This is a genomic window from Ktedonobacter sp. SOSP1-85 (assembly GCF_016587415.1).
Taxonomy (GTDB): Bacteria; Chloroflexota; Ktedonobacteria; order Ktedonobacterales; family Ktedonobacteraceae; genus Ktedonobacter.
In genome coordinates, this window is sequence record NZ_BNJI01000002.1 from 869,338 (window position 1) to 883,944 (window position 14,607).

A 14,607-nucleotide genomic window follows, 5' to 3' on the forward strand; every position below is an offset into this window, starting at 1 on the left:
AAACGGGAAAGGAAGTGGAAAGTGTATTTGCTCATGGGTTGTGCAAGGAGATAGCACTAAAATAGTTTCAGGTGCCTGTACCTTGCAAGGGGAGCTTATCTTCTGGGATGAGTAAAAACGGCGAAAAGAATGGTTTTGAGGGAAAAAACTCCTAGCAACTTGTGCAATGAAGGTTGCGTTATTTAAAGTAGGGTATGCAAGCTCATCCAATGGCTTGCAGCGATTACTGTGACATCCAAGATCGTTGCATGGAAATGCAAGAAAAGAGCGGATCATATGGAGATTCGATCCCCTTCACTATTATATCGTGCCAAACGCCCGGGCTTATTGCTCAAATTGGGGGTGCTGGCGAGCCTTTTCCTCTTATTGACTGGATTGTTCGTCTTTTATTTTACTCAACCCTCTGTAGCGCAAAAAAACTCATTGCAAACATTGGTACATGCGAGTATTTCTCCTGTTCCAGCGGTGCAACCATTTTCGTCTGTGGCTTTTGCCACGGCGAGTCCTCTGCTGGCGGGTTCGGGACAGGTCGTCGAAATTCCTGATACGCATATCCCTCTGATTGCGCATGGGAACGAGAACCTGCGCGAAGTGGCTCTGACCTTTGATGATGGCCCCTTCCCCAACTTCACGGCGAAGGTGCTAGATGTCCTCGAAAAGTATCATATCAAAGCCACCTTCTTCAGTGTTGGACGCCAGGTCGCAACCTTTCCTGACCTCACCTTGCGCGCCTATAAAGCGGGTTATGAGATCGAGAATCATACCTGGAATCACCCCGTCCTGACTGGTCTGAGCATGGAGAGCCAGTACTGGCAGTTGCAGAATACCAATGACGCCATTCAACGGGTGACACATCAGCGCCCCTTTGTGATGCGTCCCCCCTATGGCGAATACAACCAGACCTCTATTCAGGTAGCTACCAGCCTGAAACTAGTTACCGTAACCTGGAATGTCGACTCGCTTGATTGGTCGCGACCGGGCGTGAAGACGATTCTGCATAATGTGCTCGACCATGTGCAGAATGGATCCATTATTCTTATGCATGATGGTGGTGGTGACCGTTCCCAAACGCTTGAGGCTTTACCGACAATTATTCAAACCCTCCATGATCGCGGCTACCATTTTGTTACCATCCGCCAGATGCTCGCGCGCCTCCCACACGAGCAAAAAAAGAAATGACTTCTCGTCACTACGTGGCTCGCTGAGTAAGGGAGTGTGGTAGTGGGATGGCTCAGCCATCCCACTACCACACTCCCTTACTCTTTTTGTTACTGCCAGGTGTGACGAGGCGTGTGAAAGGAGATGCATATATGTTGCTGTTGACATTTAAAAGGGAGAGATGGAGATGCAGAACAGGCAGAGTCCGTTGCGCTTTTCGCTCTGGGTAGATGGGCGAACGACGCGGGGGCAACCAGTGACGACGACAACCTATCGAGAGCTGATAGAAGAAATTACCTTGGCCGAGCGCCTGGGTTTCGCTGGTGTGTGGGATACTGAACATCATGGCTTCGATGATGGCTACCTGCCCGCGCCCTTCACCTTCCTGGCATACCTCGCGGCCCGCGTGCAGAAGATAAGCCTGGGCACTAATATCGTGTTGCTACCTCTCTGGCCCATCCGCCTGCTAGCCGAGGAAGCGGCGGTGCTGGATGTCTTATCTGAGGGGCGTTTTACGTTGGGCCTCGGCCTGGGTTATGTTCAGCATGAGTTCACGACCTTTGGCGTTGATCGGCGGAAGCGCCGCAGCCGTATGGAGGATGGCGTGCATTACCTGCGAGCCGCCTTCAAGGGGGAGCCAGTGCCTGATGGCTATCAGGGCCAGCCGTTGCCCGTGACGCCTCGGCCAGCCCAGGGCGAGCATTTTCCTATATACATGGGAGGAGCATCTGAGCCAGCCCTGGAGCGTGTTGCTCGCTTAGCGGATGGCTTCCTTGCGGCAGTCAACTATAATCCTCTTGACGAGTTGAAGAGCCAGTGTGAGCTATTGCAAAAGCACCTGGAGCAGCATGGTCGCGATATACATAATTTCCCTGTTGTGGCCAGTATGCATATGTGGGTGAGCGATGATCCCAAGCGCGATTGGGAGATCCTGCTCGCGCCCGCTCTGGCCTATCAGGCGGATGTCTATGCCCGCTATGGCACCGATGCCGAGCAACCCCGTCCACCCGCCACAGACCCTAAGAAGTTGTCGCGCCAGGGTCTTCTGGTCGACACCCCAGAGAACGTGGTTAAACGCATTCGTGAGATGCAGACACATACGCCCCTCACCGAACTCTGTTTCTGGTCGCATCCGCCAGGGGTACCTCATGACGCGATCATGGCGCACCTGGAACGCGTGGCGCAACGCGTCCTGCCAGCCTTCAAATCCTCCTGACGAGGTATACGAGAGACGGGAAGCCACTTCAAGTGGTGGCTTCCTGTCCATCTTTGGGTGAGCCAGGCGAAAAAGAGCTGGGCTGACGAATTACTCGTCAGTGGTATCAACAGGCTCATCACGCGAAAAGCTGACAGTGGTTCCAAGAATCTCGTTGAGCGGCTTGTTGAGAGCAGCGAGAGCATTGCGCGTTGAAGCAATAAAGCGTTGATCCCCCTTTTCTTCTCGCAACACCAGTGCTTGTTCGAAAGAGGCTCGTGCCTCGTCGATCTTTCCCTGCTCTACGTAACAGCGTCCCCGATGATGCAAGACAAAGTCCTCGTAATCTCGCACTCCGTGGGTTCGACCTATATCTAACGCTTGCTGAAAGAGCGCCTGTGCCAGCTCGCGCTTGCCGAGATATTGCTGGGTCGTCGCAAGATTCAGCAGGTTTTCTATTTCAAATGGTTTATCTCCTCGCTTCCTTGCCAACGCTAGAGCTTGTTCTATGAAGGGCAAAGCCTCGGTTTCTTTCCCCAGGATAGTGGTATTGCCTCCTATCCCACTCAGGAGTTCGAGTTGCCAAGGCTCGTCCTGGACACGTCGAGCCTGCTCTAACTGCTCAACTTCTTGCTGGACCTGCCTGAGCAGCTTTTGCGGATCGGACGACTGGAAGCGCTGGAAAAACGGTTGTTTTGTTGCCATGTTTTCCTTCTTTTTCAAATTCTCGGTGTATCTTCATATTCGCGGAAACGAGAGCGCTGTGTAAGGGCGTACGGTAAGATGAAACGGTCAATATATATGCTATAACATGGCTTTGTGCCATAACCACCCTCCAACCACGGCTAGCAGACTGAGCAGGGCGCCAGCGAGCAGGGCATTGGTAGGGCCATAGAGTGCGGAGAGCCAGCCCATCAGCAGGTAACCCAGCGGGAGGCTGCCATCGAATATGAGCACCTGTACGCTCATGACGCGGCCACGTAGGTGGTCCGGGACCACTGTTTGTAGGGTGGTGATGGCCTGGGCAGCAAATGTGCTCTCCGCGAAGCCTACACTGGCGATAAGTACTATGGATAGAGGATAGAGGCGTGAGAGCGCAAAAGCTAGCTCCAGGATCGCGAAGATCAGCGTACCGAGCAGCATGCGGCGCATGGTTGGTTTCTGGTTGCTCCAGGCAAGCCAGAGCGTCGCGAGCAGCGCCCCAATGCTGGAGGCGGCAGAGAGAGTGCCAAAGCCCGTTGCCCCCATATGCAGGAGATCTGTGGCGAAGAGGGGGAGCACAACATTGAAGTTTGAGCCGAAGAGCAACACTAGTCCCACCACCAGGAGTAACAGCAATACTACAGGCGTCTCCCTGATATAGGCGAAACCTTCGCGCAGGCTCTGCCACATTGACTGTCGCGCGCCTGCTTCAGCAACCTGGCGCGCCTGGGCGTACAGCTTATCATTGTCGATGAATGCTAGACCTATAAGCACCGCGAGGAAGCTAAGGGCATTGATGAGAAAGAGCACGCTGACAGCGCTTCCAGCAAGAATAATCCCAGCTAACCCGGGACCCACGATGCGGGCTAGCGTGGAGAGAGATGAGTTTAAGGCCACAGCGTTGGGCAGGTCCTCGCGCCCAACCAGCTCAACGACAAAGGCGCTGCTGGCAGGCCTGTACAAACAGTTCATGCATCCCAACAGGAGCGCCAGTAGATACAGATGCCAGACCTGGATGACTCCGCTGATTGTAAGTACCCAGAGGAGCAGCGCCTGGAGCATGGCCACAGCCTGGGTCACAAAGAGAACGTGCCGCTTGGGCCAGCGATCGGCTACGAACCCACCAAAGAGCGAGAAGAGTAGGATGGGCACAGCCTGTAAGGCTCCCACCAGTCCAAGTTGCCAGGCGCTATGAGTAATCTCCAGTACCAGCCAGGCCAGGCCGATGGTCTGCATCGAGCTACCCAGCAGCGATATCACCTGTCCCGACCAGTACAGACGATAATTGCGATGCCTCAGCGAGGCAAAGGCGCGCCACAAGCCCTTTGGTCCTGCCTCTACTGGCGGCGCTGTATTTTCAGTCATCATTGGCCCTGTCTCCCTTATGTATGTTTCTATGGGTAAATAAAATGAGACGTTGAGTATACAGGGAGCCGAACCCAAAAACATCGGCCAAAAGCCCGTTGCCGCTGACTTGACAATTATGCTACAATTAAAATGAGAAAAAAGGTCTTTTGCTTGAGATACTGCTTTTGCTTTTCCATTATTTGTGAAATAGGTAGTATAAAGGGGTGTGGGGGTGATCGGCTAGCCGATCACCCCCACACCCCTTTATGCTACATGATTAGAGGGCGATGGTGAATTGGCGAAGCTCATAGCCTTTGATCATAGCGTGCCAGCTGACATTGGGGGCATGCACGATGTGTAGGGTATCGAGGGAGAACAGGCGCTGGAGTAGTACATCTGTCTCCTGGATGGCGATATAGGAGCCGGGGCAGCGGTGTCCGCCATCGCCGAAGCTCATCATAGCGGGCGAGAGACGCTCTCCATGTAGCTCGCGTACAGGACAGATTGCCAGGGGATGATCACCGACCATGGCTTCATCGGTATTGGCGTTATAGATGTGCAGGTCGATCAGGGCGTCCTGAGGAATGGTATAGCTGGTGCCTTCATGCTCAAGAGTGATCTCGGCAGTGGCGCGGCGAAAGAGATGGCCAACAACTGGCTCGACGCGTAGAATCTCCTCCAGAATGGCATGGCGCTCTTTTTCCGAGGCTTCCATATAACGCTGGCGCAGCGCGGGCTGCTCCAGAAGATGCCAGGTCGCGACCGAGATGAATTCGCGAGTGGTAGCCATCCCAGCAGCGGCATAGGTGACGCATTCGGTCAGGATCTCAACCTGGCTATAGTTCTGTGCGACCAGGTGTGAGATGACATCTTCCTGCGCCTTGCGTTTGCGTGCTTTAATGGCTGGTTGAACATCCAGGTAGTAGAAGGCCGCCATGCGCGTCTGGTTGCGCAAGAAGCTCAGCAGGACGCGTGGTGTCCAGTTAAAGGTGAGCGGTTCGCTGCCAAAGAAGGCCTCTAGGCGTTTAGCCATCCCTGGCAGGCGACTATTGGTCAGCCCAACTACCTCGGCTGCCACGCGGACCGCCAGCTTCATGCTGAGCTGGCTGAGGTCCGCGCTCCGCTTCTGTTGTAGCTCAGCAATGATCTCGTCTACCAGCTTCTCCATGACCTGGTAATATTTATCGCTGACGACCTTGGGCGCGAAGAAGCGCGCCGTCTGCCTGCGCTGCTGGTGGTGTGCTTGCCCCTCCAGATAGAGAATAGGCGTATTTGTCATATTGGGGATGCGTGTAATCAGGTCGGCATTGAAGCCTGCCTGGCGTGTATCACCGCTGCGCAGAATAGAACGCATACCCTCGAAATTACGAATATGCCATGTGCCCTCGGCGTCGCGCTCTATAGCGGGCGCACCGTAGTCAGGCTCTTTGGCGGTCTTCTGCTGGTTCAGCAAATGATGCGGAAATGGACATACTGCTGTCGTGTCAGCATTTTGTTGTGCCTGCATCTCTGTGCCTATCTCCTTCTCTTCTTTCCTTCTATACACATGAAAAAAACTACCTTGTCTCAGCCATACTTATGATATACTGTGAATCATAATATATACGATAACTCATAAAGCGGTAAAAGGTCAAGGAAATGAGAGAAGCGTCATTCTTCACGCTTGCGGCGCTCAGGTGTAAGGGGTGTGCATGACTACCCAGGATAGGCGTGTGAAGCGCACGCAGCAATTATTAGTGAAGGCTCTGATCGCGCTAACGTTGGAGCGCGAATACGATAAGATTACTATTCGCGACATTACCGAACGCGCGGAGGTTGGTTACGCGACTTTCTTTCGCCATTATCCAGATAAAGACGCGCTCTTGCGTGATGTGCTGGATGTCGTGCTAAACGAATTGATGACCAGGCTTCCCGATCTCTCCGCGCACAGCGATGCCGCTATTGTGGGCACACTTCTCTTTCATTATGTGGAGGAGCACGAGGAGGTTATACGCGTGCTTTTACGCCAGAGTTCTTCCTCGCTAGTGCAAGAGGCGATTGCGCAGAGCGTGCAGAATATATTGCGACAGAGAAAGGCTCGCCCCGAAAGCCCCGTTCCTCTTGAAATTGCTGCCTACCATATCGTCACCTCGTCCATTTCCCTGATTCAATGGTGGCTTCAGCAGGGTCGTCCCTATCCTCCTGAACGCATGGGCATTATCTACCGCGAGCTTATCGTCCAGCCAACTAGCAATGTCGCCTTCACTTTAGAAAATATAGAGGGATAAAAACTGTGGTGCAACCGTTGGTTGTACCACAGTTTTTATCCCTCTATATTTTAAGCTTTGCGCTTGAACTGGCGATAGCGCTCGATGAGGCGGTTGGTTGAGCTGTCGTGCTTGAGTTCAGGCTCTTTCTCCGCTTCAAGTTCGGGAATGATACGCTTGGCCAGGACCTTGCCCAGCTCGACGCCCCACTGGTCGAAGGAGTCGATGTTCCAGACTGTGCCCTGGACGAAGACCTTGTGCTCGTAGAGGGCGATAATCTTGCCCAGCGCCTCGGGGGTCAGGCGCTCCAGGAACAGCGTGTTCGAGGGACGGTTGCCCTCGCAGACGCGGTGAGGCGTCTGGTAGTCGGGGCTGCCCTCGGCCTTGAGCTCTTCGGCGGTCTTGCCAAAGGCCAGGGCCTCGGCCTGCGCGATCATATTGGCGATCAGCAGGTCGTGGTGTGGTGGCAGTGGGTTGAGCGCCTGGTAGAAGCCGAGGAAGTCGCAGGGAATGAGCTTTGTCCCCTGGTGGATGAGCTGGTAGAAGGCATGCTGCCCGTTCGTACCCGGCTGACCCCAGATGATGGGACCTGTCTGGTAGTTTACTGGCTGACCCTCCTGGGTGACATGCTTGCCATTGCTCTCCATATCGAGCTGCTGTAGATATGCGCTCAACTTCTCCAGGTACTGGTCGTAGGGGAGGACCGCGACGGTCTGCGCGCCAAAGAAGTTATTGTACCAGATACCGATCAGGCCCAGCAGGGCTGGCAGGTTCTTCTCGAAGGGCGCGGTACGGAAGTGCTCGTCCATCTCATGGAAGCCTGCGAGCATCTTACGGAAGTTCTCGGGTCCGATAGCGATCATGAGTGAGAGACCAATGGCCGAGTCATAGGAGTAGCGACCGCCCACCCAGTCCCAGAAGCCAAACATGTTCGCCGTGTCGATGCCGAACTTCTTGACCTCCTCAGCATTGGTGGAGACGGCCACAAAGTGCTTGGCGACGGCGGCATCGTCCTTGAGAGTGCGCAGCGCCCAATCGCGAGCGGTGTGCGCATTGGTCATGGTTTCAATGGTCGTGAAGGTCTTTGAGGAGACGATGAAGAGCGTCTCCTCGGGATTGAGGGCGCGGGTAGCCTCGGCGAAGTGGGTGCCATCGACATTGGAGACGAAGCGCACGGTCAGGTCGCGGTCACTGTAGTGGCGCAGGGCCTGGTAGGCCATATCGGGACCGAGGTCCGAGCCGCCGATACCGATGTTGACGATATTGCGGATGCGCTTGCCCGTATAGCCCTTCCATTCGCCGTTGCGGACCTTATTAGAGAAATCGGTCATCTTATCGAGGACTTCGTGGACCTCAGGGATCACGTTATGGCCATCCACTTTAATGACCTGGTCTTTGGGGGCGCGCAGAGCCACGTGCAGCACGGCGCGCTGCTCGGTGACATTGATTTTCTCGCCGCTGAACATCGCGTTGATGCGCTCGCGCAGGCCAACCTCGTCCGCCAGTTTCAGCAAGAGGTCCAGCGTCTCCGATGTGATGCGGTTCTTTGAGTAATCGAGGTAAATGCCAGCAGCCTCAGTGCTCAAGCGCTCGCCGCGCTTAGGGTCTTCGGCAAAGAGGTCGCGTAGATGTACATCTTTAATCTTCTGGTAGTGCTCCTCAAGCGCCTTCCAGCTTGAAAGCTGGGTGAGGGGCGTACGGCTTGTACCAGTAGTAGCCATGTTTTTAAAATCTCCTCCAGATCGCTTTGTGTGCTCAGTAGAGCAGCACGTATAGTACATGCTTATTATTGCACATTCTTAGTATACAGGTTGCTGCCCGACGCATTGGCGTATCCCTTCATATGTATGATTCGTTCTACTTGGCGTGACGTCTCGCGCCAGCGGCTCTATTCTTGAACTTATCAAGGGATAAAACGTATTCATTTTAAATATTGTTCTCTGGCTCACTTTCTAAGGAGCATGACATGAGGGTACGGCATCTGTTCTGGCCCCTGGCGCTGTTGGCTGGGGGAGTCATGGCGGTGCGGGGGCGGGCCACCTATAAGGGGTGGTGGGAGAAGGAGCGCGCGCGTCTATTGACAGAGAGCCGCGTAGTGCAGACGAAGCTGGGTTCCATTGAGTACCAGCGCTTTGGCAAGGGCAATGTCGTACTCATCGCGCATGGCACACCTGGTGGGTATGACCAGGCCCTGGCTTGCGCACGTGTCATGGCGAACATGGACCATGACTCCAATGCAAACTATACATATATCGCGCCCTCCAGGCCCGGCTATTTGCGCACCCCCATCGAGAGTGGACGCACGCCGGAGGAACAGGCCGATCTCTTCGCCGCGCTTCTCGACGAACTGGGTGAGGAGAAGGCTGCCATTATCGGTATCTCTGGCGGTGGACCCAGCGCCATCCAGTTTGCCTTGCGCCATCCTCAGCGTTGCCAGGGCCTGATTATGCTGAGTGGGGTCGCGCAACACTATGACGAAGACGAGTTAAAGCAAGAGATGAGTCCCTTTGGGCGCTGGTATCGCGGCCTGTATGAGCGCCTGGTCATCTATGATCCCATGTACTATAGTTTGCTTAGATTGCTGCGCCTCATTCCCAATGGGGGCACACTGCGCAACCTGCTAAGCTCCTGCCTCTTCTTTGATATTCGTGCAATTGGATACACCAATGATATGCGGCAATTCGCGCGTATCACCACCTATCCTCTGGCCGAGATCCAGGCGCCAACGCTGGTCGTCCATGGTACAAGTGACGACGAAGTGCCCTTTGAGCACGCACACGCGGTCGCGAGCCAGGTTCCCGGCGCCCGTCTGCTCGCTTTACCGGGTGGCAAGCACCTGGCCTTCTACACACGTGCGCGCCAGGTCATGCCCAGAATTCAGGACTTTCTGAAAGATGCCAGCGTGATGCGAGGCTCTGCCAGCGTATAACTAAAAATAAGGGATGCGGTATGAGAGTCTCGGCTCTCATACCGCATCCCTTATTTTTAGTTATACCTCAGTTTTTTGCGTATGGTCAGACTGGAAAGAGAAATGGTTTGGATTGGGAGGTAAATGACCATGACGCGCTGGCTCTATTTGCTCTTACTGGCGGTTCCCGCTGTCTTTATCGCCGAGACGCAGCATGCCTCGGCTTTGCTACTTTTTGTGTTGGCCGCCCTGGGACTGGTCCCGCTGGCTGGCTTAATTGGTTTGGCCACGGAGGTCCTGGCTGAACGCCTGGGGCATGGCATTGGTGGCCTGCTCAACGCGACCTTTGGCAATGCTGCGGAGATCATTATTGGCCTGGCCGCGTTGAGGGTTGGCCTGCCCGAGGTCGTGCGCGCCTCGTTGGCAGGTTCCATTATTGGTAACGCCCTGCTCGTGTTGGGGACCGCTATGCTCCTGGGTGGATGGCGCTATCGCCGCCAACTCTTTAGTGCGCGTGTGGCGGGCGAATACGCCTCGATGCTGGCCCTGGCAGTTATCGGCATGGGCATTCCCTCCCTGCTGGCTACAGTTGGCGAGGGCACTCAACCTGGAAGTGCTGTTGTGCGCGGCAGCCAGCTACATCTCTTGAGCATCGGGGTCGCGCTTGTCCTGCTGGTGTGTTATGTGGCCTATATTGCCTACTCCGTCTTCGGCGTGCGTACCATGCGCGAGGAGCCCGTCGCGGGAACAGAGACCGCTAAAGGGAAGGCCGGGATGGCAGTAGCGGCGCATGAACTGGCCTATGCCCAGGTGCCTATCGGCAAGGATGATCTAGTGGTACCACAAAGGACGCAGGGGCGTGGCTTCTTCGGCAGTATAAATACTCTCTGGTATCACTCGCTCTGGCTGCCCCTGCTGGTGCTGGCGGGCGTGACGGCTGTGACGGCCTTTGTAAGCGAGATTCTGGTTGGCACCATTGAGCCACTGACGCACCAGGTGGGGTTGAACCCTTTCTTCGTCGGCCTGATCATTATCCCTATCGTAGGCAATGCCGCTGAGCACTTTTCCGCCATCACCTCGGCTATGCACGATCATATGGAGATCTCCCTGGCGATTACGGCTGGCTCCTCGATCCAGATTGCGCTGCTGGCAGCTCCCATCCTGGTTCTCGCGGGTACGCTGATGGGGTCGCCTCTCGACCTGAACTTCTCCATGCTGGAAGTCTCGCTCTTTGCCCTTGTGGCGTTTCTCTATGCCCTGATCAGCCTCGATGGCGAATCCACCTGGCTTGAGGGCCTGCTCCTCTGCGCCTTCTACCTCATCCTCGCCGTCGGCACCTTTTTTACCCCTAGCTAGCGCCTTCTCCCTTCTTAAACGTCCTGTTGACGCGAGATGGCTTCCCAGGCTGGCCCCTACCATAAACAAATGCGTCAAATAAGTGTAAGGCCTGCCCTGTGCTATTCATTGAGATGATAGGAAAGATAAAGAAGAGCGCCGCTGTAGATATATTACAGCGGCGCTCTTCTTTAGAGATGCGAAAGAAAATAGCGGGATGATTAGCGGGTCTTGATGACGACCGTGTGCGCAGCGCGGTCACCCAGGCGCTGCTTGCGGGGAGAGGTCCAGATCAGGATCGCCCCAATGAGATAAGCGAATAGGCCATCAATGATGCGCAGTAGGTTGCGGATGATGGACTCGCTCCAGCCGATGGGAGAGCCATCTTCCTTTACGATGCGCAGGCCAAGGATCTTCTTGCCAAAGGTGCCACCCTGCGTGGCTTCCATGTAGAAGTAGTAGACCAGGGCAATGATACCGCCAATCCCACTACCAATTGCAGGTCCGGTGTTTTTAATGGCCAAACCAAAGACTGCGTCAAGAATACCAATTACAATACCAACAATGATGCCATCAATCAAGAGGGCGAGGAAGCGGCTGCCTACGCCAGCGTACTGTTGCGCTGGGGCCGCCTGGGCTGATTCCTGTGCTTGATAGTCCATAATAATAGACCTCCAAATAATGCTTGAGGAGCTTAAAGATAGCCTATGCTATCTTTTGCGAATGTTATTATAGTTGAACTTATCAATAAAAGTCAAGTAGAAAAATGGTCATAAATGCGTATTTTTCCGGGGTTTGGCAAAGGAAAGGCATAATCATGTGGGGGAAAAGGTGTGTATGTGCGAGTGTGTATATTAGCGTATAGAGAGTATTTCTATGTATCTAAAGAGTTGTAGAGTCTAAGCTAGCTTGGACTCTACACTTTGGCGGGTGGCTCAGTGAGCCAGGGAGAGAAAGAGAGCCTGTTAGTATGGTACAGAATGTTGCAGACCACTATGATACAGAGGTGCTGGTCGTGGGCGCAGGCCCGACTGGTATGGTGCTGGCGAGCGAGTTGACGCGGCATGGGGTACGATGTCGCATTATCGACCGCTTGCCGCACGGCTCCCAGGAGTCGAAGGCGCTGGGAGTTCAGGCGCGTACACTGGAGTTGTTTGAGAAGATGGGCATCGCTAAGGCTATGCTGGAGTATGGGGGGCAGATCAAGGGGATGAGCGTTTATAGCCATCACCAGCGCATTGCTCAGTTCGATACCAGGAGCATTCCCAGTCACTATCCCTTTATCCTCTCTATTCCTCAATGGCAGACGGAGCGCATCTTGAGCGATCACCTGGCGCGGCAACAGGTCTGGATTGAGCATGAGGTGGCGCTGGTGGCATTGCGCCAGGATGATAGCGGCGTTGAGGCCCTGCTTGAGCACGCTGATGGCCAGCAAGAGCGGGTGCGTGCGCGCTGGCTGGCTGGCTGCGATGGCCCACATAGCACGGTGCGCCACCTGCTGAAGATGGGCTTCGAGGGCCGGACCTTCGCGCAGTCCTTTGCCCTGGCCGATGTCTTTATGGACTGGTATCTGCCTCATCAGCAGGCGGCCTTCTTCCTGCAGGAGGGGGATATCGTTGCCTGCTTCCCCTTACCGGATAGCCTGCATCGCATCATAATCGCATACAGGCCTAAGGCGGCTCCCGAGGGGGATGTTACGCTGGAGGAGGTGCAGCAGGCGCTTGAGAAGTGTGGGCTGAGGGATGCACGCATACATGATATGTCCTGGTCGTCCCGCTTCCAAATCAATCAGCGCAAGGTGCAACACTATCGCCAGGGTGCAGTCTTTCTGGCGGGGGATGCCTGTCATATTCACTCACCTGTTGGGGGGCAGGGGATGAATACAGGCATTCAAGATGCCTTTAACCTGGCCTGGAAGCTCGCGCTGGTGAGTAAGCAGAAGGCGCATCCAGCGTTACTCGATAGCTATGAGGAGGAGCGCGAGCGCGTGGGGCGGCAGCTCCTGCGTGTGACCGACCTGATCACACGCCTGGCACTCCTGCACAACTCGCTTCCCTCGCGCTTGCGCGATGGCGCGGCTCACCTGGTTACCAACAGTAAGCAGGTGCGCAATCTCCTGGCCACGACGATCTCGCAGCTTGGCGTGTCTTATCGCCGTAGCCCTGTGATCTGCGAGCACCAGCCAGGTCGCCTGTATGAGGCTCTTAGCGAGCAGCGTTTGCTACCAGGCGAACTCCATGCTGGTGAGCGCGCGCCGGATGTGAATGTCCATCTAGGTATTACGCCTATGCGCGTGCATACACTCTGTCTGGGGACACATCATGTGCTCTTTGTGTTCGCGCGTCGCCACGATCCAGAGCGCAGCATGAAGCTCTGGGAGGAGATAGATGGTCTGGTCAGGCGTGAGTTTAGCGACCTGGTCGATGCTTACCTGGTGCTGCCGCGTTCACAGGATGCAAGCGAGAGCGGTAGAACGCGAACCATCTACGATGCCAGCGAGGCTATGTATACCGCATATGGTATCGCCGAGGATGGACTGGTGCTTGTGCGACCCGATGGCTATATTGGCTTTTTATGTCGTCCAATAGAGCTAGAGCGGCTCTGGTCCTACCTTGATCGCATCTTTATTGTATCTGAGCCTCGCCCCGTAGGGGTAGTGCGCCAATCCGCCACACGCGAGCAATAGGGAGGAGTATGGCTATGTTTCAGCGCATTCTCGTTCCCCTGGACGGGTCTACGCGATCCGAGCAGGCTATACCGGTCGCGGCCCTGATCGCGCGGGCCAGCGACGCGACGCTGGTACTCTTACGCGTCGCCAATGTGCCACGCGAGTATGGACTCTACCTCTTCGAGTCCTATATCGCTCAGACGCCAATCTTTATCGATGAGGTCTTACGCGAAGAAACCGACAAGGCGCGCAATTACCTGGATATTCTGCACCAGATGCAGGATCTAGCGGATCTCCAGGTCGAGAACCTTGTGCTTAATGGGGCTGAGGCTCCTACTATCCTCGATGCCGCTCGCGATCAGCAGGCTGATCTTATGGTCATGAGTGGTCGCGGTTCGGGGGAGTTTCGCCATGGTACGATGGGAAGCGTGGCGATGAAGGTTGTGCGCCATAGTGCCTGTCCTGTGCTTGTGCTGCGTGAGGAGCATACGCGCCTGGTCTCCCTCCAGACCTCAAGTGTCGCCAATACGGCTCCGATCCTGGCTGGCCTGGATGGATCAACCTTTGCCGAAGCGTCCCTTGCGCCCGCCATTGCCCTGGCTCAGGCCCTCTCGCTGAGCGGCCCCGCGCGTTTGCACCTGATACAGGTCGTTCGCCCAATTGATGAGGGTGGTAGCCCCGAGGAACAAGAGGCCCAGCGCCAGCCTGTGACCGCGGCAGAGAAGTATCTCGACGCGCTTACAGATAAGCTTGGGCAGCAACAGGAACGCAACAAAGCCCTGCCAGATATTGTTATTACCTGGTCGATCCTCCAGGAACGTGATGTCGCCGACGCGCTCATCCGTGCCGCCCAGCAAGGGACAGGTCTGGAGCATAAAGAGAGCGGTGGCTATGGCGTGCTCGCGCTGGCCACTCATGGCCGTGGAGGCATTCAGCGCTGGGCAGTTGGCAGCACCACGGATCGCGTCATCAAGGGTTCGACCATGCCCCTCCTGGTTGTCCGCCCCGCCGAAGCGCGTTGATGGTATAAGGGTGTGGTTGTGTGTTG

Annotated in this window: 12 protein-coding genes; 7 read left to right on the forward strand and 5 right to left on the reverse strand. The window is 55.4% G+C overall.

Annotated elements, in window-relative coordinates; translation table 11 throughout:
- Positions 1-276 precede the first annotated feature (276 nt).
- Both KTE_RS32020 and KTE_RS32025 read left to right on the forward strand, forming a co-directional pair.
- Entirely contained in the window at positions 277-1,179 is a 903-nt protein-coding gene (locus KTE_RS32020) for a polysaccharide deacetylase family protein (RefSeq protein WP_201388755.1), read from the forward strand.
- A gap of 166 nt (positions 1,180-1,345) precedes the next feature.
- The gene (locus KTE_RS32025; RefSeq protein WP_201388757.1) at positions 1,346-2,374 is read left to right on the forward strand and encodes an LLM class flavin-dependent oxidoreductase; all 1,029 of its coding nucleotides are present in this window, start codon (positions 1,346-1,348) and stop codon (positions 2,372-2,374) included.
- A 90-nt stretch (positions 2,375-2,464) separates the two neighbouring features.
- Here KTE_RS32025 and KTE_RS32030 read toward each other — a convergent pair whose 3' ends face one another.
- From KTE_RS32030 to KTE_RS32040, 3 genes are all read right to left on the reverse strand, one after another.
- Complete coding sequence (locus tag KTE_RS32030; protein ID WP_201388759.1) at positions 2,465-3,058, reverse strand: tetratricopeptide repeat protein; 594 nt, start codon at positions 3,056-3,058, stop codon at positions 2,465-2,467.
- A 99-nt stretch (positions 3,059-3,157) separates the two neighbouring features.
- Positions 3,158-4,423, reverse strand: a complete 1,266-nt coding sequence (locus tag KTE_RS32035; protein WP_236600759.1) for an MFS transporter — start codon at positions 4,421-4,423, stop codon at positions 3,158-3,160.
- Positions 4,424-4,679: 256 nt separating this feature from the next.
- On the reverse strand, positions 4,680-5,909 hold the full coding sequence (locus KTE_RS32040) for a cytochrome P450 (protein ID WP_201388761.1): 1,230 nt from the start codon (positions 5,907-5,909) through the stop codon (positions 4,680-4,682).
- Between the two features lie 184 nt (positions 5,910-6,093).
- Between KTE_RS32040 and KTE_RS32045 the strand changes: the two genes are divergently transcribed.
- Positions 6,094-6,669 carry a TetR/AcrR family transcriptional regulator gene (locus KTE_RS32045; RefSeq protein WP_201388763.1) on the forward strand — a complete coding sequence of 192 codons (576 nt, stop codon included), beginning with the start codon at positions 6,094-6,096 and terminating at the stop codon, positions 6,667-6,669.
- Positions 6,670-6,719: 50 nt separating this feature from the next.
- On the opposite strand, the gene pgi is transcribed toward KTE_RS32045, so the two are convergent.
- Positions 6,720-8,369 carry a glucose-6-phosphate isomerase gene (pgi, locus tag KTE_RS32050; protein WP_201388765.1) on the reverse strand — a complete coding sequence of 550 codons (1,650 nt, stop codon included), beginning with the start codon at positions 8,367-8,369 and terminating at the stop codon, positions 6,720-6,722.
- A gap of 245 nt (positions 8,370-8,614) precedes the next feature.
- Between pgi and KTE_RS32055 the strand changes: the two genes are divergently transcribed.
- The gene (locus KTE_RS32055) at positions 8,615-9,577 is read left to right on the forward strand and encodes an alpha/beta fold hydrolase (protein WP_201388766.1); all 963 of its coding nucleotides are present in this window, start codon (positions 8,615-8,617) and stop codon (positions 9,575-9,577) included.
- Positions 9,578-9,706: 129 nt separating this feature from the next.
- A complete protein-coding gene (cax, locus tag KTE_RS32060) occupies positions 9,707-10,912 on the forward strand; it encodes a calcium/proton exchanger (protein WP_201388768.1) in 1,206 nt (401 codons plus the stop codon).
- 200 nt (positions 10,913-11,112) lie between these two features.
- On the opposite strand, the gene KTE_RS32065 is transcribed toward cax, so the two are convergent.
- Positions 11,113-11,553: an RDD family protein gene (locus KTE_RS32065; protein ID WP_201388770.1), complete on the reverse strand. Its 441-nt coding sequence runs from the start codon at positions 11,551-11,553 to the stop codon at positions 11,113-11,115.
- Positions 11,554-11,861: 308 nt separating this feature from the next.
- Here KTE_RS32065 and KTE_RS32070 point away from each other — a divergent pair, with 308 nt between their 5' ends.
- Together KTE_RS32070 and KTE_RS32075 are read left to right on the forward strand one after the other, a co-directional pair.
- On the forward strand, positions 11,862-13,577 hold the full coding sequence (locus KTE_RS32070) for an FAD-dependent monooxygenase (protein ID WP_201388772.1): 1,716 nt from the start codon (positions 11,862-11,864) through the stop codon (positions 13,575-13,577).
- A gap of 14 nt (positions 13,578-13,591) precedes the next feature.
- Positions 13,592-14,581, forward strand: a complete 990-nt coding sequence (locus tag KTE_RS32075; RefSeq protein WP_201388774.1) for a universal stress protein — start codon at positions 13,592-13,594, stop codon at positions 14,579-14,581.
- The last annotated feature ends 26 nt before the right edge of the window (positions 14,582-14,607 follow it).

What these genes read in the sequence shown, in the direction of transcription:
- KTE_RS32020 (WP_201388755.1), top strand. Translation starts at nt 277, where the DNA reads ATGGAGATTCGATCCCCTTCACTATTATATCGTGCCAAACGCCCGGGC.
- KTE_RS32025 (WP_201388757.1), top strand. Translation starts at nt 1,346, where the DNA reads ATGCAGAACAGGCAGAGTCCGTTGCGCTTTTCGCTCTGGGTAGATGGG.
- KTE_RS32030 (WP_201388759.1), bottom strand. Translation starts at nt 3,058, where the DNA reads ATGGCAACAAAACAACCGTTTTTCCAGCGCTTCCAGTCGTCCGATCCG.
- KTE_RS32035 (WP_236600759.1), bottom strand. Translation starts at nt 4,423, where the DNA reads ATGATGACTGAAAATACAGCGCCGCCAGTAGAGGCAGGACCAAAGGGC.
- KTE_RS32040 (WP_201388761.1), bottom strand. Translation starts at nt 5,909, where the DNA reads ATGCAGGCACAACAAAATGCTGACACGACAGCAGTATGTCCATTTCCG.
- KTE_RS32045 (WP_201388763.1), top strand. Translation starts at nt 6,094, where the DNA reads ATGACTACCCAGGATAGGCGTGTGAAGCGCACGCAGCAATTATTAGTG.
- pgi (WP_201388765.1), bottom strand. Translation starts at nt 8,369, where the DNA reads ATGGCTACTACTGGTACAAGCCGTACGCCCCTCACCCAGCTTTCAAGC.
- KTE_RS32055 (WP_201388766.1), top strand. Translation starts at nt 8,615, where the DNA reads ATGAGGGTACGGCATCTGTTCTGGCCCCTGGCGCTGTTGGCTGGGGGA.
- cax (WP_201388768.1), top strand. Translation starts at nt 9,707, where the DNA reads ATGACGCGCTGGCTCTATTTGCTCTTACTGGCGGTTCCCGCTGTCTTT.
- KTE_RS32065 (WP_201388770.1), bottom strand. Translation starts at nt 11,553, where the DNA reads ATGGACTATCAAGCACAGGAATCAGCCCAGGCGGCCCCAGCGCAACAG.
- KTE_RS32070 (WP_201388772.1), top strand. Translation starts at nt 11,862, where the DNA reads ATGGTACAGAATGTTGCAGACCACTATGATACAGAGGTGCTGGTCGTG.
- KTE_RS32075 (WP_201388774.1), top strand. Translation starts at nt 13,592, where the DNA reads ATGTTTCAGCGCATTCTCGTTCCCCTGGACGGGTCTACGCGATCCGAG.